The organism is Aliirhizobium cellulosilyticum (assembly GCF_014198105.1).
In the GTDB taxonomy this organism is placed as follows: domain Bacteria; phylum Pseudomonadota; class Alphaproteobacteria; order Rhizobiales; family Rhizobiaceae; genus Neorhizobium; species Neorhizobium cellulosilyticum.
In genome coordinates, this window is sequence record NZ_JACIGW010000002.1 from 524,776 (window position 1) to 542,115 (window position 17,340).

The 17,340-nt window shown below is 59.1% G+C and carries 16 protein-coding genes; 7 read left to right on the plus strand and 9 right to left on the minus strand.

Going from position 1 to position 17,340, the window contains the following annotated elements:
* Window positions 1–116: 116 nt before the first annotated feature.
* From prmB to GGE33_RS11420, 4 genes are all read left to right on the plus strand, one after another.
* On the plus strand, window positions 117–1,031 hold the full coding sequence (gene prmB, locus GGE33_RS11405) for a 50S ribosomal protein L3 N(5)-glutamine methyltransferase (protein WP_183823204.1): 915 nt from the start codon (window positions 117–119) through the stop codon (window positions 1,029–1,031).
* An 87-nt stretch (window positions 1,032–1,118) separates the two neighbouring features.
* Entirely contained in the window at window positions 1,119–2,369 is a 1,251-nt protein-coding gene (locus GGE33_RS11410) for an NAD(P)/FAD-dependent oxidoreductase (protein WP_183823206.1), read from the plus strand.
* A 287-nt stretch (window positions 2,370–2,656) separates the two neighbouring features.
* Window positions 2,657–4,015, plus strand: a complete 1,359-nt coding sequence (locus tag GGE33_RS11415) for a glutamine synthetase family protein (protein ID WP_183823208.1) — start codon at window positions 2,657–2,659, stop codon at window positions 4,013–4,015.
* A 1-nt stretch (window position 4,016) separates the two neighbouring features.
* Window positions 4,017–5,321 carry an NAD(P)/FAD-dependent oxidoreductase gene (locus tag GGE33_RS11420; RefSeq protein WP_183823210.1) on the plus strand — a complete coding sequence of 435 codons (1,305 nt, stop codon included), beginning with the start codon at window positions 4,017–4,019 and terminating at the stop codon, window positions 5,319–5,321.
* A gap of 13 nt (window positions 5,322–5,334) precedes the next feature.
* Here GGE33_RS11420 and GGE33_RS11425 read toward each other — a convergent pair whose 3' ends face one another.
* From GGE33_RS11425 to GGE33_RS11445, 6 genes are all read right to left on the minus strand, one after another.
* The gene (locus GGE33_RS11425) at window positions 5,335–5,991 is read right to left on the minus strand and encodes a TetR/AcrR family transcriptional regulator (RefSeq protein WP_148148095.1); all 657 of its coding nucleotides are present in this window, start codon (window positions 5,989–5,991) and stop codon (window positions 5,335–5,337) included.
* Window positions 5,992–6,158: 167 nt separating this feature from the next.
* Window positions 6,159–6,680 (minus strand): gluconokinase, encoded by a 522-nt coding sequence (locus GGE33_RS11430; RefSeq protein ID WP_183823212.1) that lies wholly within the window; start codon window positions 6,678–6,680, stop codon window positions 6,159–6,161.
* A 45-nt stretch (window positions 6,681–6,725) separates the two neighbouring features.
* Complete coding sequence (locus GGE33_RS11435) at window positions 6,726–7,757, minus strand: AbrB family transcriptional regulator (protein WP_246435957.1); 1,032 nt, start codon at window positions 7,755–7,757, stop codon at window positions 6,726–6,728.
* A 174-nt stretch (window positions 7,758–7,931) separates the two neighbouring features.
* On the minus strand, window positions 7,932–8,405 hold the full coding sequence (rirA, locus tag GGE33_RS11440) for an iron-responsive transcriptional regulator RirA (protein ID WP_183823217.1): 474 nt from the start codon (window positions 8,403–8,405) through the stop codon (window positions 7,932–7,934).
* A 453-nt stretch (window positions 8,406–8,858) separates the two neighbouring features.
* Entirely contained in the window at window positions 8,859–8,987 is a 129-nt protein-coding gene (locus GGE33_RS27715) for a hypothetical protein (RefSeq protein WP_281388752.1), read from the minus strand.
* 131 nt (window positions 8,988–9,118) lie between these two features.
* Window positions 9,119–10,615: a CoA-acylating methylmalonate-semialdehyde dehydrogenase gene (locus GGE33_RS11445; protein ID WP_183823219.1), complete on the minus strand. Its 1,497-nt coding sequence runs from the start codon at window positions 10,613–10,615 to the stop codon at window positions 9,119–9,121.
* Window positions 10,616–10,724: 109 nt separating this feature from the next.
* On the opposite strand from GGE33_RS11445, the gene GGE33_RS11450 reads away from it, so the two are divergent.
* Complete coding sequence (locus tag GGE33_RS11450) at window positions 10,725–11,612, plus strand: LysR substrate-binding domain-containing protein (protein WP_183823221.1); 888 nt, start codon at window positions 10,725–10,727, stop codon at window positions 11,610–11,612.
* 52 nt (window positions 11,613–11,664) lie between these two features.
* Here the strand turns inward: GGE33_RS11450 and GGE33_RS11455 are convergent, their stop codons facing one another.
* A complete protein-coding gene (locus GGE33_RS11455) occupies window positions 11,665–11,910 on the minus strand; it encodes a helix-turn-helix domain-containing protein (protein ID WP_183823223.1) in 246 nt (81 codons plus the stop codon).
* A 241-nt stretch (window positions 11,911–12,151) separates the two neighbouring features.
* On the opposite strand from GGE33_RS11455, the gene GGE33_RS11460 reads away from it, so the two are divergent.
* A complete protein-coding gene (locus GGE33_RS11460; protein ID WP_183823225.1) occupies window positions 12,152–12,637 on the plus strand; it encodes a hypothetical protein in 486 nt (161 codons plus the stop codon).
* Window positions 12,638–13,008: 371 nt separating this feature from the next.
* On the opposite strand, the gene GGE33_RS27825 is transcribed toward GGE33_RS11460, so the two are convergent.
* Both GGE33_RS27825 and GGE33_RS27830 read right to left on the minus strand, forming a co-directional pair.
* Window positions 13,009–13,647, minus strand: coding sequence for a pyruvate kinase (locus tag GGE33_RS27825; protein WP_343062409.1), 639 nt, complete (start codon window positions 13,645–13,647; stop codon window positions 13,009–13,011).
* Window positions 13,644–14,495 (minus strand): pyruvate kinase, encoded by an 852-nt coding sequence (locus GGE33_RS27830; RefSeq protein WP_343062410.1) that lies wholly within the window; start codon window positions 14,493–14,495, stop codon window positions 13,644–13,646. Before GGE33_RS27830 ends, GGE33_RS27825 begins: the two co-directional genes overlap by 4 nt.
* Window positions 14,496–14,884: 389 nt before the next feature.
* Here GGE33_RS27830 and GGE33_RS11470 point away from each other — a divergent pair, with 389 nt between their 5' ends.
* Window positions 14,885–17,326, plus strand: coding sequence for a phosphoketolase family protein (locus GGE33_RS11470; RefSeq protein WP_183823228.1), 2,442 nt, complete (start codon window positions 14,885–14,887; stop codon window positions 17,324–17,326).
* Window positions 17,327–17,340 lie beyond the last annotated feature (14 nt).

Genomic DNA, 17,340 nt, shown 5'->3' on the forward strand with positions numbered 1-17,340 from the left:
TCCCTGTTGACCCATCCGCCCTTGCCATTCTATGCCCGGCTTCGTCCAGTCCTATATGGTCCGGATGTGATCAAAACCCAATTGCCAAAACCCAGTTGTGACGAAGAGAGACGCCGGTGAGCCAGGATAACATTACGACAGACCTCGTGACGCTGCGCGATTACTGGCGTTATGCGATTTCCCGTTTCAATGCGGCCGAGCTGGGTTACGGCCACGGCACGACGACGGCCGGGGACGATGCGGCGTTTCTGCTGCTCGATTCACTCAACCTGCCGATCGATGCGCTCGATCCGTTTCTCGATGCGCGGCTTCTCCCATCCGAACGCAAGCTGCTTTCCGAGCGGATCGAGACGCGTGTGACGACGCGCAAGCCTTCGTCCTATATTACCGGCCATTCCTATATCCAGGGCGTGCGCTTCCATGTCGACGAGCGGGTGATCGTGCCGCGTTCGCATATCGGCGAGATCCTGTTTTCCGAATATCTGGGCGAACAGGGTTCGACCTATCTGCCTGATCCCTTTGCCGTGGAAACTGCCGTCGATATCTGCACCGGTTCGGGCTGCCTTGCGGTGCTGGCGGCAAAATTCTTCCCCAATGCGGCGATCGATGCGGTCGATCTTTCGGCCGATGCGCTGGAAGTGGCGAAGATCAATGTCGCCGAGCATGAAGTCGGTGAACAGGTGTCGCTCCATCAGGGCGATCTGTTTGCGCCGCTCAAGGGCAAGACCTATGACCTGATCATCACCAACCCGCCCTATGTGGACCATGCCTCGATGGCCGGCTTTCCGGCCGAACATCAGGCGGAGCCGGCGATGGCGCATGACGGCGGCGAGGACGGGCTCGATCTGGTGCGCCAGATACTTGAGCAGGCCGGCGACTATCTCAACCCGGAAGGCGGGATGATCTGCGAGATCGGCTCGGGCCGGGAAATTCTCGAGGAGGAATATCCGCATCTGGAATTCCTCTGGCTGGAAACGGCTGAATCTCAGGATGCCGTCTTCTGGATTTCCGCCGAAGCGCTGAAGGGTTAAACCACCGCCATTTCGACATTTTTCGTTTGCGCGGCGATCACCGGGGCGGCATGTTCCGGTGATGGTTGAGTGTGGAGACGAAAGATCATGGCGGCTGCAGATGTCATCGTACTTGGAGGCGGCATCGTCGGCATTTCGACGGCCTTGCAGCTTGCCCGTCGCGGCAAGGCTGTGGTTCTTGTCGACCGCGGCGAGCCGGGGCGCGAGACGTCCTATGGCAATGCCGGGCTGATCCAGCGCGAAGGCGTCGTCCCTTACGGCTTTCCGCAGCAGTTCGGCCAGATATTGCGCAATGCCATGAACAACCGGATCGACTCGCATTTTCACTGGCGGGCGCTCCCTTCCGTCTCGTCCTTCCTGGCGAAATACTGGTGGCACTCGAACCTTTCCCGTCACCAGCTGATCGCACGCGCCTATGCGCCGTTGATCGAGCATTCGATCTCCACCCATAACGAGCTGATCGAGGAAGCGGGGGCGCAGGCGCTGATCGCCAAGGATGGCTGGACGGAGCTTTTTCGCACGCCTGCCAAACGGGATGGCGAGCTTCGCGAGGCCGAAAGGCTGGCACAGGAATACGGCGTGGCGTTCGAGGCGCTTTCGCCCAACGATCTGGCGGCGAAAGAGCCACATCTCTCCCGGGATTTCGCCGGTGCATTGCGCTGGGAAGATCCGTGGTCGGTGAAGGACCCTCTGGCGCTGAGCCAGGCCTATGTGCGGCTATTCGAAAAGCTTGGCGGCAAGGTGCTGAAGGGCGATGCACGCAGCCTTTCGAAAACCACGAGCGGATGGCGGATCGTGGCGGGGGAAGGCACGGTGGAAGCCAAGGACGTGGTCGTGGCGCTCGGGCCGTGGTCTGACGTGGTGACGAAGCCGCTCGGCTACAATTTCCTCGTCGGGGTGAAGCGCGGCTATCACATGCATTATGCGCCCAAGGGCAATGCGGTGCTCAACGGCTGGCTGCTGGATGCGGAGCGCGGTTATCTTCTGGCGCCGATGAACCAGGGGATACGGCTGACGACCGGGGCGGAATTCGCTCGCCGGGATGCCCCGAAAACGCCGGTGCAGTTGGCCCGCGCGGAAGCGGTGGCGCGCAGCATCTTGCCGCTCGGCGAGAGGCTGGACAAGGAGCCGTGGATGGGTGCCCGCCCCTGCACACCGGACATGATGCCGGTGATCGGAAGAGCGCCCCGGCATGAGGGCCTGTGGTTCGCTTTCGGCCATGCACATCACGGGCTGACGCTCGGACCGGTGACGGGTCAGGTGATTGCCGAGGCAATTTTGGGCGAAAAGACGCTGATCGATATTTCGGCCTATCGGCCAGAGCGGTTCAATGCTTGATGCCTCCGGGCCTGATGCCTCCGGACCTGATGGTTGCGGGCCTGATGGTTGCGGGCCTCAATAGCGATCACAGCGGCCGGGCTGGCTTTTGGCAAAAAGGCGGGTTAGGCTTTAAGGAACAATCAAAGGGAACGATGCCCGGATGATCGCCCCTGATCCGCCGGGCCGACATGACAATGGCACGTTATCTCATCTACGACGCCAGATTTCTCGACCGTTAGCGCGCCTCATTAGCGGCGTGAACGGGCGTTTTTCGCCTCGGGTTCGATTGGATTTTCTGGTGTTTCATGAATGATGTTGCCAATGCCAAAAGCTTTTTCGATGCCAATCCCGATATCGAGGTTCTAGAGGCCTTCGTGATCGATGCGAATGGTGTTCCGCGCGGAAAGTGGATACCGCGCGAACGGGCGCTGGACGTGCTGGACAAAGGCATGGCGATGCCGCGCTCGGTCTATGCACTGGATGTCTGGGGCCGCGACGTGAATGCCGCCGGACTAGCGCAGGGAACCGGCGATCCGGACGGGTTATGTTTTCCCATTCCCGGTACGCTGTCGCGGATCAACTGGCTGAACCGGCCGACGGCACAGGTGCTGCTCGGCATGCGCGATCCGGACGGTTCCGGTTTCTACGGCGATCCGCGGCAGGTGCTGGCCAATGTGCTCAAAGGGTTTGCGAAGATCGGGCTGACGCCGGTAGTGGCGACGGAGCTCGAGTTCTACCTGATCGACCCGCTGCGTTCGGCGCTCGATCCTGTGCGACCGCCGAACTCGCGCGAGGGGCGCTGGCATACGGGCCAGACGCAGGTGCTTTCGATCTCCGAACTGCAGGATTTCGAGGATGTGTTCCATGGCATTGCCAGTGCCGCAAGGGCGCAAGGCATACCGGCCGACATGGTGGTGCGTGAAAACGGACCGGGCCAGTACGAGATCAATCTCAACCATGTGCCGGATGCGCTGAGAGCCGCAGATTATGCGGTGCTTCTGAAGCGGATCGTCAAGGGCGTGGCACGGGCGAATGATCTCGATGCGACCTTCATGGCGAAACCCTATGGCATGCAGGCAGGCAGCGGCATGCATGTGCATTTCTCGCTGATCGACGAGAGCGGGCGCAATGTCTATGCCGGCGAGGACGGGCCTTCGGAAATGCTGTTTCATTCGGTCGGCGGGTTGCTGGAGAATATGGGGGAGAGCATGGCGGTGTTTGCGCCACATGCCAATTCCTACCGGCGCTTGAGGCCATCGGAACATGCGCCGACCTATGCATCCTGGGGGTTCGACAACCGGTCGGCGGCGGTGCGGGTGATCACCGCATCGAAGCCTGCGACGCGGATCGAGCATCGGGTGGCGGGTGCAGATGTGAACCCCTATCTGGCGCTGGCGATGATCCTCAATGCCGCACTTTCCGGCATCAAGGAGAAGCGTAATCCGGGCGGGGCGATTACCGGCGACGAGCACGCGATCAACCATGATCCGCTGCCGACCAACTGGGACTATGCGCTGCGGCAGTTTGCCCGATCCACTTTCGCCTATGCCACACTCGGCCCGAAATACCGGTCGCTCTATAGTGCCTGCAAGGCGCAGGAACTGGCCGAGTTTTCGCTGCGCGTCACCGACGTGGAATATGACGCCTATATAAGGACGGTATGAGATGACGTTTCGAGACAGCGCCACCAATCCCGGCCATACCGGCTCGTGGTATGCGGCAAGCGCCAATGACAAGCGCGTGCACCCTGCCCTTGCCGGCGATATCGAGACTGACGTGTGCATCATCGGTGCCGGGTTCACCGGCATATCGGCGGCGCTGGAGCTTTCGGAGCGCGGCTTTTCGGTCGTGGTGCTGGAAGCGGAGCGTATCGGTTTCGGCGCATCCGGGCGCAATGGCGGGCAGATCGTCAACGGTTACAGCCGCGATCTCGAGACGATCGCCGGACGCTATGGGAAAGACAAGGCGATCGAGCTTGGCAAGATGTCGCTCGAAGGCGGCAATATCATCCGCGAGCGGGTGGTCAAATATGCGATCGATTGCGAGCTTGAGCATGGCGGTTTCTTTGCGGCCTTCACCGACAAGCAGATCCGCGAGATGGAGCATCACAAGACCGACTGGGAACGTTACGGCCATACAGGGCTGGAAATGGTGTCCAAGGCCGACGTGGCCAAATATGTAAGGACCGACCGCTATGCGGGCGGGATGATCGACAAGCTCGGCGGGCATATCCATCCGCTCAACCTCGTGCTTGGCGAGGCGCGCGCGGCGGAAAATCTGGGTGCGAAGATTTTTGAAGGCTCGCGGGTGATCGCGGTCGATACTGACAGGAAGCGTCCGGTCGTCAGCACGGGCGGCGGCTCGGTGACGGCATCTTATGTGCTGATCTGCGGCAATGCCTATCTGGCACCGCTGTTTCCGCAGGTGCATGGACGGATGATGCCGGTATCGAGCCAGGTGATGGTGACGGAACCGCTCGAGTCCTCACTGATCGAGGATCTGCTGCCGGCCAATTACTGCGTCGAGGATGCCAATTATATTCTCGACTATTATCGCCGCACCGCAGACAACAGGCTGCTTTATGGCGGCGGCATCGGTTACGGCGGAAACGATCCGAAAAACCTGACCGGCGTGATCCGTCCGAATATGCTCAAGACGTTTCCGCAGTTGAAGGACACGAAGATCGATTATGCCTGGAGCGGCAATTTCGCGCTGACGCTGACGCGTATTCCGCATATGGGGAAACTGTCGGACAAGGTCTATTTCTCCCATGGCGACAGCGGCCATGGGGTAACGACGACGCATCTTCTAGGAAAGATACTCGGTGAGGCCGCTGCCGGCCATGCGGAGCGTTTCGATGTCTGGGCATCGCTGCCCAACCTGCCCTTCCCCGGCGGACGGATGTTCCGCGTGCCGCTGACGGCACTCGGTGCATGGTATTACGGGATAAGGGATAAACTGGGCGTCTGAGAACGCCCAGTCATCACACAGCTGCTTGCGGGAAATGTCCCTTGAGGAAGTAGGTCGCGTGGGTTCGCACGATCGACTTGAACTGTGCCGAAATCTGCGCCGCTTCCGCCGGAACCATCAGTGCGAGGCGCAAGGTGGCGCCGGCCATGTGGAACATGACGAACAGGGTCTGCGCATAGCTTTCACGAAGCGGTTCGGCAACGAAATGCCGGGTGAGCTGATAGAAACCCTCTGCCTGAGCCCGCGTCTCGGCGATATCGAGATCGGCCAGTGTCTTGTCTGCCTGGATCGCGTTCAGAAGGTCCTGAGTAGACGGTTCCTGGCGCATGCGCTCGTAATACATGTCGAACAGATCGTCGGTTGCCTTCAGGGCGTCATCCGCAGTTTCGATGTGGGAGACGTGGCCAGCAATCAGCTCGCGAACCTCTTCGACGTAGAGCTCATAGAGCATGGCGATGATGGCCGACTTGTTAGGAAAATATTGGTAGACCGAAGCGATGGGACCGCCGGAAAGCGCTGCGATCTCCTTCATGGTGACGGCATCAATACCCTTCTGACCGATCAGTTCCTTCGCGACTTTCAGGATCTCGCCGATACGTTCACGACTTCTTTCCTGTTTCGGCACCCGGCGAAGCGCGGCACGTCCCGCGCCATGGCTCGACTCCTGCATGCGATCCCTTTTCCACCCAACACTCATTGACCGAACGCTACCGGCGAAACCGATAACGCTAATTGAGTGTTATACGTAGAAAGACCAGTTTCAGATCACCAAGCCGGACAAAAAATGTAAATAAAAGTTTAATTCACTAAGAATTGTCGATCCGGGCGAGATATCGTTCAACTATTTTCCCGCCAGAGTTTTTCCAGCCTGCCGATTGCATCCTCTACGATTTGCGGAACCGAAGCGTCGATATCGACGGTCACCACATTAAGCTCACCTTCCGGGCTTTCAAGCGTTGCAAGCTGACTCTGCAGCAAGGAGGTCGGCATGAAGTGACCCTTGCGAGCGCCCATGCGGGAGGCCAAAAGCTCGGGCGAGCCCTTGAGGAACACGAAGTAGAGCGGATCACCGCCAGCGGATCGAAGTCTTTTGCGATAGATCTTCTTCAAAGACGAGCATGTCACGACAATATCTTCGCCCGCAGAGCGGGCCACCTTCAGTTCGTTGCCGATGATATCCAGCCACGGCCAGCGATCTTCGTCCGTCAACGGCGTCCCTTCCGCCATCTTCTTGACGTTCGCCTCCGGATGCAGCCGATCTCCTTCGACGAACTTGCAGCCGAGACGGCTTGCCAGAAGATCGGCAATCGACGTCTTACCGGCGCCGCTAACCCCCATGACGATGATCGCCTTCGACATTCCTTCTCCTCACTGCTTGTGTTTGCGCATCTGACGCGACGAATTCTATTTCAATCTTGCATCCCTGCCGATGACGAGCGGCATCAGCACGGACAGGAACATCAGCCTTAGCACATGATGAGCGCCGACATAGGTGGGGTCGGCATGAAGCATGACGGCCATGGCGGCCATGGTTTCCAGTCCACCGGGAGAAAACGCGATCAGCGCCGCATCCAGCGGCACATTGGCGAAATAGGAGACGATAACGGCAATGCCCCCCGCAAGCGCCATGACGACGACCGTGACGACCAAACCCGAAACGATGGCGAGGCGCAGATCGGCGAAGGACAGGCCGGAAAAGCGCGAACCGATCAGCGAGCCGAGCAGAACATAGATCGGGATCAGCAGCCAGTTGGGGACGGTGCCGGAGACGGAACCGGTGATATGGGTGGAGATGGAGACAAAAACGCCGCCAAGCAAAAGGGCCGCGGGAAACTTCCAACGCTGGAAAAGCAGGCCGAAACCGGCTGAAACGATCAGCATCACAACGAGGATCGGCATGCTCATCGCGTCGGGCAGAACGATCACGTCGGTGTCGGCCAAATCAAAGAATTCAACGATCAGCGGGACACTGATCGTCAGCGCAAGCACGCGCACGCTCTGGGAAATGCTGACAGCGCGAAGATCACAGCGCATTTCTGCAGCGAGGCTCAGAACATAACCCAGATGGCCGGGCGATGCGGCAAGAAGCGCTGTCGTGCGATCGTAACGAAACAGCCGCTGAAGCACCCAGGCTGCGGAAAAAAGCAGGATGACAATCGCCACGAAGACCATGACGAAGCTGAGCGGCCAGGTACGTGCCGCAACAAAAATCTCCGGCGTAACTGTCGAGCCCATCGATATGCCGATGATGACGAAGCAGGCGTTGCGGACGAGAAGCGGGACACCCAGACGAAGTCCGGCTAGACCAGCAAAGGTGACTGCAAGCGCCGGTCCGATGAGATAGGGCGCCGGAAAGCCTATGGCCATGGCTATAAGTGCGCCGGCAGTTCCGATCAGCAACGTTACAAAAAATTGGCGCAGTTCAGGAAAATTCATGCAGACCGGACCTGATACCTGTCGGCGCAACAGGCTACCGACACGGCAGGCTGCCGGCATGGCAAGACATAATTCGTTCTAGCCACTGCGGCAGGAAGGTCAACCAAGTGCGGTCAGCAGAAACAAAAAACGCCGGAGCGACCGGCGTTTTTCGTCGAAAAAGCTTTGGTGAGATCAGGCCGCCGGAGCGACAACCTTCTTCATATCGACCGCATCGAGGCCGAGGAGGAAGTTGATCTGCGGACGCGCCTTGACCAGATCGTCGATCGTGTATTCGGCCAGAACGTCGAAGAAGGCGTTGAGCGCCTTGCGAAGCGCGGAGTTGAGACCGCAGCTATCGACCAGAGGACATTCGATCGCACCATCGTCCTCGAAACATTCCGCCATTGCGAAACTATCTTCCGTGACGCGCACGACATCAAAAAGGGTGATCTTATCGGCAGCACGGCCGAGCTTCACACCACCGTTGCGGCCACGCACGGTCTCCACCAGACCAGCCTTGTTGAGCGGCTGAAGGATCTTGAACAGAAACAGTTCGGATACGCCATATGCCCTGGCAATTTCCGGAATGCGGCTGAGATGGCCGTGATTGGCTGCACAATACATCAGCATTCTTACGGCATAATTGGTCTGTTTGGTCAGGCGCATGATGGTCTCCGAAGACTCGAGAGAACTCTATATAGACGCTTCCCTAGTTTTGAACAATTCCAAAATAGGAAAATCGGGATCATGTTTTCAAGTGCACTAATTCACCGAACACACAAAAAAGCAAATCCTGAATTAAACAATCAACATAAAGCAGCCACTAGGTGCGGTTTTCCTGGTGGTGATTACCATCTGCTTACACCCGCGCCAGTGGACGATCCTTGATAAATGACATTCATACCAAGGCTGTGACAAATAGGTTCAGCACCAGCCGTGATCGACCGCCGGAAGTTTCTCGCGAGAAAACTGCAGGCCTGCTGAGACCATCTACCAGGAAAAACGCGCTGCGCCAGCGAACCACTCGCACGCTTCGCGCGCCTGTTTCACCGCATGCCTTTAGCGCCAAGTCATTAGCAGGCCTTGTCTGACATGATTGAAATATGCCGCGAAGATGGCTCAACCGATAGACATCGCGATAGCAATCGCTGCGGAAACGCCCAGAGTTATCGTGATTGCCAGGATGCTCAGGCCAACACGCGCCAAATACGCGCGACGGGCACGCTTTTCGTCCCATTCGTAGACCATGATACAACTCCCACTCCTACCCGCGTCAAATTAGGGCAACTGGCGACCACGTCAACCTTTCGTGAGGGATAGTTGATTAAGCGAAAGCTGGATGGCGGATACGATCATACCCGCCATCGATAGTGTCCAGATTATTTCATGACCGGCATGACGAATTCCGCGCCGTCCTTGATACCGGAGGGCCAACGGGCGGTGATCGTCTTGGTCTTGGTCCAGAACTTGATCGAATCCGTGCCATGCTGGTTGAGGTCGCCGAAGGACGACGCCTTCCAGCCGCCGAAGGAATGGTATGCGAGCGGAACCGGGATCGGCACGTTGATGCCGATCATTCCGATGTTGATGCGGGATGCGAAATCGCGGGCGGCATCGCCGTCACGGGTGTAGATCGCTACACCGTTGCCGTATTCATGTTTCATCGGCAGCGACAGGGCGTCTTCGTAATTCGTCGCGCGAACGACGGAGAGGACCGGGCCGAAGATTTCCTGCTTATAGATTTCCATGTCCGGCGTGACGTTGTCGAACAGCGAACCGCCGACGAAATAACCGTCTTCATATCCCTGCAGCTTGAAGCCGCGGCCATCGACGAGAAGCTTGGCACCCTCTTCGACACCCTTGTCGATCAGGCCGTTGATGCGCTCCTGCGCCGCCTTGGTGACCACCGGGCCCATGTCGGCCTTGTCATCGGTATAGGGGCCGATGCGCAGGCTCTCGATCTTGGGGATCAACTTATCGACCAGTCGGTTGGCGGTTTCCTCGCCGACCGGCACGGCGACCGAGACGGCCATACAGCGCTCGCCAGCGGAACCGTAGCCCGCGCCCATAAGCGCGTTCACGGCCTGATCGAGATCGGCATCCGGCATGATGATCATGTGGTTCTTGGCGCCGCCGAAGCACTGGGCGCGCTTGCCGTTCTGAGCTGCCGTTCCGTAGACATAACGGGCGATCGGGGTGGAGCCGACAAACGAGACGGCGCCTATATCCGGATCCGTCAGGATCGCATCAACGGCGGCCTTGTCGCCGTTGATGACGTTGAGGATGCCAGCCGGGAGACCTGCCTCGATCATCAGTTCGGCAAGCCGGATCGGCAGGGACGGATCACGCTCGGAAGGCTTCAGGATAAAAGCGTTGCCGCAGGCAATCGCCGGGGCGAACATCCACATGGGGATCATGCCGGGGAAATTGAACGGGGTAATGCCAGCACCGATGCCGACCGGCTGGCGGATCGAATACATGTCGATCTGCGGGCCTGCACCCTCGGTGAACTCGCCCTTGGAAAGATGCGGAATGCCGATAACGAATTCGCAGACTTCCAGGCCGCGGACGATATCGCCCTTCGAATCCTCGACCGTCTTGCCATGCTCCTTCGACAGCATGACGGCAAGCTCATCCATGTTCTGGTTGAGCAGATCGACAAACTTCATGAAGACGCGGGCGCGGCGCTGGGGATTGGTGGCAGCCCATGCCGGCTGAGCGGCCTTGGCGTTTTCGACTGCCGCGCGAATTTCGGAAACGCTTGCGAGCGCGACCTTGGCCTGTACTTCGCCGGTTGCCGGATTAAAGACGTCGGCGGTGCGACCGCTGGTTCCGGCGACATGCTTGCCGCCGATGAAATGACCGATTTCCTGCATGGTTTCCTCCTGGTTTCTGTGACAGCCAGAATGTCACTCGAATTTGCGCAATTCAACGCGATAGTTTACGCAACTGTTGTGCAAATTTCGACATTAGAGGGTAGCGCCCGTGGACTGGGATGATGTCAGGATGTTTCTGGCGGTGGCTCGCACCGGCCAGTTGCTCTCCGCCTCACGGCGGCTCGGTATCAACCATGCTACGCTCGGGCGGCGGATGACGGCGCTGGAGGATGCGCTGCAGACGCGGCTTCTGGTGCGGAGAACCAACGGTTGCACGCTGACGGCGGAAGGCGAAGTGCTGCTGGCTGCGGCCGAAAAGATGGAAACCGAAATGCTTTCGGCGCAGGCAAGAACGGCCAGCACCGACACGGTGATTGCCGGAACGGTGCGGATCGGCGCGCCGGACGGTTTCGGCGTCTCCTTTCTCGCATCGCGGATGAGCCGTCTTACCCGCCGGCATCCGGAACTGAAGATCCAGCTGGTGCCGGTGCCGCGGCATTTTTCGCTGTCGCAACGCGAGGCGGATATTGCGATCACCATCGAGCAGCCGGAACAGGGCCGGCTCGTTTCCTCCAGACTCACCGATTACACGCTCGGGCTTTATGCATCACGGGCCTATCTCGATACCGCCGGAGAACCAAAAACCGCCGAAGAGCTGAGACGGCATGCGCGGGTGGGCTATGTGGAAGACCTGATCTTCTCACCCTCGCTGAATTTCACCGGCGAGATCATGCGCGACTGGGATGCGGGTTTCGAGATCTCGAGCGCGATGGGCCAGACCGAGGCGGTCAAAGCGGGTGCCGGCATCGGCATCCTGCATGATTATGTGGCGCGGCAACATCCCGAGCTCATCAGGCTCTTGCCGCAAGTCTCGCTCAAGCGATCCTACTGGACGACCTATCACGAAACATCCCGCGACCTTGCGCGGCTTCGGATCGTTGTCGAATACATCCGCGAACTGGTGGCGGCGGAAAGCCATATCTTCGTCGCCGGTTGACGGCAAAGACGAAAAAGCCCGGCTGGAGCCGGGCTTTTGGTACACCTTAAAATCAGGCGACGAGAAGCGCTGACGGGGGTAATTTCAGCGCAACGGCAATACGTTTCAGCTTGGCCGGATCGGCATTCAGGCCTTCCTCGACGCCAAGAATTTCCTCGTGCACGAGGCCGGTGGTCAAAGAAAGGTCATCAATACTGTAGCCGGCGGCAATACGCGCTTCGGCAACGGCTCTTGCCACTTGACCCGAAAGAACAGCGCCGCTCTGAGATGCCTTGATGTTGCTAATTGAGACTGTCATGGTTTCATCCTTCTTGAAAAAACCCGGCGTTTGCGACGGGTGAAGGGGGTCAAATGACCCATGGTGCGACACGCGGCCGCAGGACAAACATAGGCCATAATCCGCTTTGTGCAATAGGCAATTGTGCGCTGCACAACATCGAATGTGAAAAAACGGTGGCGCCTCCGTATCTTAGGTGGTCAAAATTCCGGCAGAACCAAAGCAAGCCCTGCGCGTTTATAAGGCAAACGAGGACAGGATCATGCCTTATTCAGCTTTCACAAAACCGGCGCATGGCGACGATCACGTCTATGGGATCGATGGTGGAACCGACGCGCAATTGCTGCAGACGGCGCACCGGCTGGTCGACATCTATCTGGTTTATCTGCGGGAGCATGAAACCGGCAGCGATCTGTTCGACACACGCGAGCTGCCGGTATCCAAGGGCAGCCTCATCAACGCCTTCCGTGTGGTGATCGCCACAGAAAGCCGCTCTGGTGTGCGGGCTCTACTGGTGAAGGCCGGCATGACGCTGGCGCAGTTTCAGGAGAATATCGGCCCGCGCATGTCGTTCAAGCCTGCAAGCAGCAACGACAAGGCCCGCGACGGGCGCTGGCGGCCGGATCCGGGCCAGATCCGGCGCTTCGACCACGCACTGATGCGGCATGGGGAAGAGCGGACAAGGCTGGTGCGCATGTTCCGCCACGCCGCCGACATCGCCGAGCACAAGCCCATCCACGACGCCTGAATCGGATATCCATTCGAAGGCATTTCCGGGGCATTTTCAGGGGCATTGCGTTGGGTCAATGAAATCAACCGCAGCATGTATAGGCTCAAAGCCAACTCGGACTGCAAGGATTTCCACTCCCGGAATTTGGTCTCCCGGAAAGCATATATCCAGTTTGCCGCCGAGGGTTGAGGTGAAGTCTGAAATCCGTGAACCCTGCGCGACGATATCAACGATATCCGGGCGCAGCCAAAGGACGGTTCGATCAAGAGCCGGACGGTGCCGGATTCGCCATCTCCGCCTGAACGGTGGGCTGGGACGACGCGACGGAGGCCGCGTCGTCCCACGAAGGACCCGGCCCAACATTCATGGGCCGGGTCTTCCTATTTGAGCTACCAGGATTTCAGTGCACGAAGCGTAGGCGTCTTCTTGAAAATATGCTCGTCCATGCGGGCAAGAAGCGTGTCAAGCAGCGTGACGGCTTCGGCAACCGCCGGTCCCTTGTTCAGCATGACGCATTCGGCACGGGCAGCCATGGCGGCATCGGTCATCTCTCCACGCGATGGCAAGCCGTCCTTGACCAAATCCTCCAGAACCTGTGTCGCCCAGACGGTGGGTACGGATGCCGCTTCGCAGAGCCAGAGGATTTCTTCCTGCATTTCGGCAACCCGCTCGAAACCGATCTCGGCTGCAAGATCGCCGCGGGCGATCATGACGCCGAAGGGGCGACCGAGTGTGTGGGCACGGGCAATCAAGGCCGGCAGGTTGCGGACCGCTTCCGGCTGCTCGATCTTGGCAACGAGGCCAAGCTTTTCGACACGCGGCGGATGGGCGCCGAGCGCCTTCTCCAACAGATCCAGATCCTCCGGCCGGCTGACGAAGGAATAACCGAGCATGTCGGCATTGCCGATGACGGCAGCAAGATCACCTTCATCCTTGGCGGTCAGGGGCGACAGGCCGAGTGCCGTATCCGGCAGGTTCAATCCTTTTTCCGGTTTCAGCTTGACGCCACCGGCCTTCACGTGGGTCACCCTTCGGAGACGCTTTCGACGACGGCTTCCAGCTTGCCGTCATTATAACGTAGCTTATGCCCCGGCTCGACCCGTTCGACGATCTCCGGCAGTGAAACCGCCGCGCAGAAACGCACGTCTTCCGTCTGATAAGGTTCGCGTGAAGCGACAAGGCGGAAAAGATCGCCTGTCGTGAGTTTGGCGCCCTTGTCGGCCACAACGGCTTCCGTCCTGATCTTGGGCCCGGCGATATCCATCAGCACGGTGATCCGGCGTTCGATCTTTTCGCCGGCGGCACGCACATGCCGCGCCATTGCCTCCCATCTGTCGGGACCATCATGAGCGCAGTTGATGCGAGCGACATCCATGCCGCGCCGGGCGAGATCGAGGATGAAGTCGGGATCGGTCGCCGCCTCTCCCGACAGCGTGACCATGATGCGGCCGCGGCGATGCGGGCGTCCGCTGCCCAGCAACCACTGCGTCATCGCGCTGAGCTCCGCCTCGCCGGCAAAAAACTGCGCTTCTGACGGCAGGACATAGGGAGAGGTCATTCCCTGCATGGCAGACAGGGCTGAGAGCACGGCATCCAGCGTCGGCAGAACCCGGCTTTCCAGCCGGCCGAGTGAGGAGAGGCCGTAACACATCAGCCTGCGCTGCAGCGGCCGAATGTCGTGCCTGCGCAGGCAGAGATAATGGCAAAGGTTTTCAAGGCGATCCGCTTCGACACCCCCGGTGATAAGGCTTTCCAACAATGATCGCCCTTCGTCAGCGACCCGGTCACGCAATGCCCGAACCTCGGAGAAAAGCGCACCAAGCTCGATCGTGCGTTCATCCGCATCGATGGCGGCGATGCTATTCGTGTCATGCATGTTTCGTCTCCTCCGATGACGACAATCCGGCCAGGAAACAAGTCTGGCCTTTCAACATCACCCGGACATGACAGGCGCGCGTTGAGTCGCATCAAAACCTGCGACGGCATAACGCACGGAGTTTGTGCGCGGCGAATGGTCAGGCCCGACTGGCGGCAACGGGAGACCGAAGCCAGAAATGTCGCGCTGAAAGCTGGCAATCGTCAGCCCCTGCCCTATCCTGACGTCCATCGCGCAAGAGTTGATTGATTGTCACAAAAAGCATCCACATTGCTGGAAGCGCGATGCCTCTTGAGAGGCGGACAATCCGCCAGTCCATGATCCATGTCATGAAACAGATCATCTAAATCGATTAGCATCAGAGGTGAGGAAAAAGAGAGGAGTTTTCAATGCAGCAACATTTGGTCCAAAAGGACGCCGCATTTTCGCAGGCCGAATATTTCGACCCCACCCGTCCGCGCACGCAACTGTCGCAGGCGGAAGTGGAATTGATGGACCGGTACTGGCGAGCGGCCAATTATCTTTCGGTCGGTCAAATCTATCTTCTGGAAAACCCGCTCCTGCGTGAGCCGCTTCAGCCGCTGCATATCAAACCGCGACTCCTCGGCCACTGGGGCACGACCCCCGGCCTCAACTTCATCTACACGCATCTCAACCGGGTGATCAAAAGCCGCGATCTCGACGTCATCTATATATGCGGACCGGGACATGGCGGGCCGGGCATGGTCGCCAATACCTGGATGGAAGGCATCTACAGCGAAGTCTATCCGGAGATTGCTGAAAACGAAGAAGGCATGCGCAAGCTGTTCCGGCAGTTCTCCTTCCCCGGTGGCGTGCCGAGCCATGTCGCACCTGAAACGCCCGGCTCCATTCATGAAGGCGGCGAACTGGGTTATGCGCTGGTGCATGCCTATGGTGCAGCCTTCGACAACCCGGACCTGATCGTCGCCTGCGTGGTGGGTGACGGCGAGGCCGAAACCGGGCCGCTGGCGGCAAGCTGGCAGTCCAACAAATTCCTCAACCCAGCCCGCGACGGCGCGGTTCTGCCGATCCTGCATCTCAACGGCTACAAGATCGCCAACCCGACCGTGCTTTCGCGCATTCCGCATGACGACCTGAGAAAGCTGTTCGAAGGCCATGGCTATGCGCCGATCTTCGTCGAAGGTAACGAGCCGGAGGCGATGCACCGGCTGATGGCGGATGCGATGGATCTGGCGACCGACATGATCCGCGCGATCCAGGAAGAGGCGCGCTCGGGCACACTCTCCACCCAGGCACCGCGTTGGCCGATGATCATCCTGCGCAGCCCCAAGGGATGGACGGGACCGAAGGAAGTCGACGGCAAGAAGGTCGAGGATTTCTGGCGCGCGCACCAGGTTCCGGTTGCCACATGCCGCGAAAACGACAGCCACCGCAAGGTTCTGGAAGACTGGATGCGGAGCTACAATCCGGAAGACCTGTTCAATGCGGACGGAAGCCTGAAAGCGGAACTGAAAGCCCTTGCGCCAACCGGCAACCGCCGTATGGGGGCAAACCCGCATACCAATGGCGGCATCCTGCGCAAGGAGCTGAAATGCCCGCCGATTTCCGACTACGCTGTTGATGTGACGGTACCGGGCGAAAAGATCGTCCAGACGACGGAAGTGCTGGGCAAATATCTGCGCGACGTGATGAAGCTTAACGACACGGAGAAGAATTTCCGGGTCTTCGGGCCGGATGAGACGGATTCCAATCGGCTTGGCCCGGTCTTCGAAGCAACCGACCGGGTGTGGATGGAAAAGATCGAGCCCTATGACGTGCATCTCGCGCCAGACGGACGGGTGATGGAAGTGCTTTCCGAGCACCTGTGCCAGGGCTGGCTGGAAGGTTATCTGCTCACCGGCCGTCACGGCTTCTTCTCCTGCTACGAAGCCTTCATCCACATCATTGACTCGATGTTCAATCAGCATGCCAAGTGGCTGAAGGTGACGCGTCATCTCGAGTGGAGAAAGCCGATCAGCTCGCTCAACTACCTGCTCACCTCGCATGTGTGGCGGCAGGACCATAACGGCTTTTCGCATCAGGATCCGGGTTTCCTCGATCACGTTGCCAACAAGAAGGCGGACGTGGTGCGCATCTACCTGCCGCCGGATGCCAATACGCTTCTGTGGGTGGCTGACCATTGCCTGAATACCTGGGACCGCATCAACGTCATTGTGGCCGGCAAGCAGCCGGAGCCGCAATGGCTTTCGATCGAGGATGCGACAAGGCATTGCGAGGCAGGCATCGGGGTCTGGGATTGGGCCAGCAACGAGGATGATGCGATTGCGCCGGATGTGGTGATGGCCTGCGCCGGCGACGTGCCGACAATGGAAACTCTCGCCGCCGTGATGATCCTGCGCGAGGCGATCCCCGAACTGAAGATCCGCGTCGTCAACGTCGTCGACCTGATGACGCTGCAGGCGAAGGAAGAGCATTCGCATGGCCTGACGGACGAGGAGTTCGACAAGCTGTTCACCACCGAACGGCCTGTCATCTTCGCCTATCACGGTTACCCGTATCTCATCCACCGGCTGACCTATAAGCGCAACAACCACCGCAACATGCACGTTCGCGGCTTTGTCGAGGAAGGCACGACCACGACGCCTTTCGACATGACGGTGCTGAACCAGCTCGACCGCTATCACCTGGCGCTCGAAGCCATCGAACGGGTGCCGGAGCTGAAGGAAAAGGTTCCGCATGTGATCGAAATGCTCAAGGGCAAGCTCGCACTGCATACGGCCCATGTGCAGGAATACGGTGAAGACATGCCGGAAATCCGCGACTGGAAATGGACGGGTCTTACCGCCTGATCATAGGCGAACCG

Excerpts from the sequence above, each read along its gene's own strand:
- GGE33_RS11420 (WP_183823210.1), top strand. The coding sequence starts at position 4,017 with ATGACGTTTCGAGACAGCGCCACCAATCCCGGCCATACCGGCTCGTGG.
- rirA (WP_183823217.1), bottom strand. The coding sequence starts at position 8,405 with ATGCGCCTGACCAAACAGACCAATTATGCCGTAAGAATGCTGATGTAT.
- GGE33_RS11470 (WP_183823228.1), top strand. The coding sequence starts at position 14,885 with ATGCAGCAACATTTGGTCCAAAAGGACGCCGCATTTTCGCAGGCCGAA.
- GGE33_RS11445 (WP_183823219.1), bottom strand. The coding sequence starts at position 10,615 with ATGCAGGAAATCGGTCATTTCATCGGCGGCAAGCATGTCGCCGGAACC.
- GGE33_RS27830 (WP_343062410.1), bottom strand. The coding sequence starts at position 14,495 with ATGCATGACACGAATAGCATCGCCGCCATCGATGCGGATGAACGCACG.
- GGE33_RS11460 (WP_183823225.1), top strand. The coding sequence starts at position 12,152 with ATGCCTTATTCAGCTTTCACAAAACCGGCGCATGGCGACGATCACGTC.
- GGE33_RS11455 (WP_183823223.1), bottom strand. The coding sequence starts at position 11,910 with ATGACAGTCTCAATTAGCAACATCAAGGCATCTCAGAGCGGCGCTGTT.
- GGE33_RS11435 (WP_246435957.1), bottom strand. The coding sequence starts at position 7,757 with ATGAATTTTCCTGAACTGCGCCAATTTTTTGTAACGTTGCTGATCGGA.
- GGE33_RS27715 (WP_281388752.1), bottom strand. The coding sequence starts at position 8,987 with ATGGTCTACGAATGGGACGAAAAGCGTGCCCGTCGCGCGTATTTGGCG.
- GGE33_RS11430 (WP_183823212.1), bottom strand. The coding sequence starts at position 6,680 with ATGTCGAAGGCGATCATCGTCATGGGGGTTAGCGGCGCCGGTAAGACG.
- GGE33_RS11415 (WP_183823208.1), top strand. The coding sequence starts at position 2,657 with ATGAATGATGTTGCCAATGCCAAAAGCTTTTTCGATGCCAATCCCGAT.
- GGE33_RS11410 (WP_183823206.1), top strand. The coding sequence starts at position 1,119 with ATGGCGGCTGCAGATGTCATCGTACTTGGAGGCGGCATCGTCGGCATT.
- GGE33_RS11425 (WP_148148095.1), bottom strand. The coding sequence starts at position 5,991 with ATGCAGGAGTCGAGCCATGGCGCGGGACGTGCCGCGCTTCGCCGGGTG.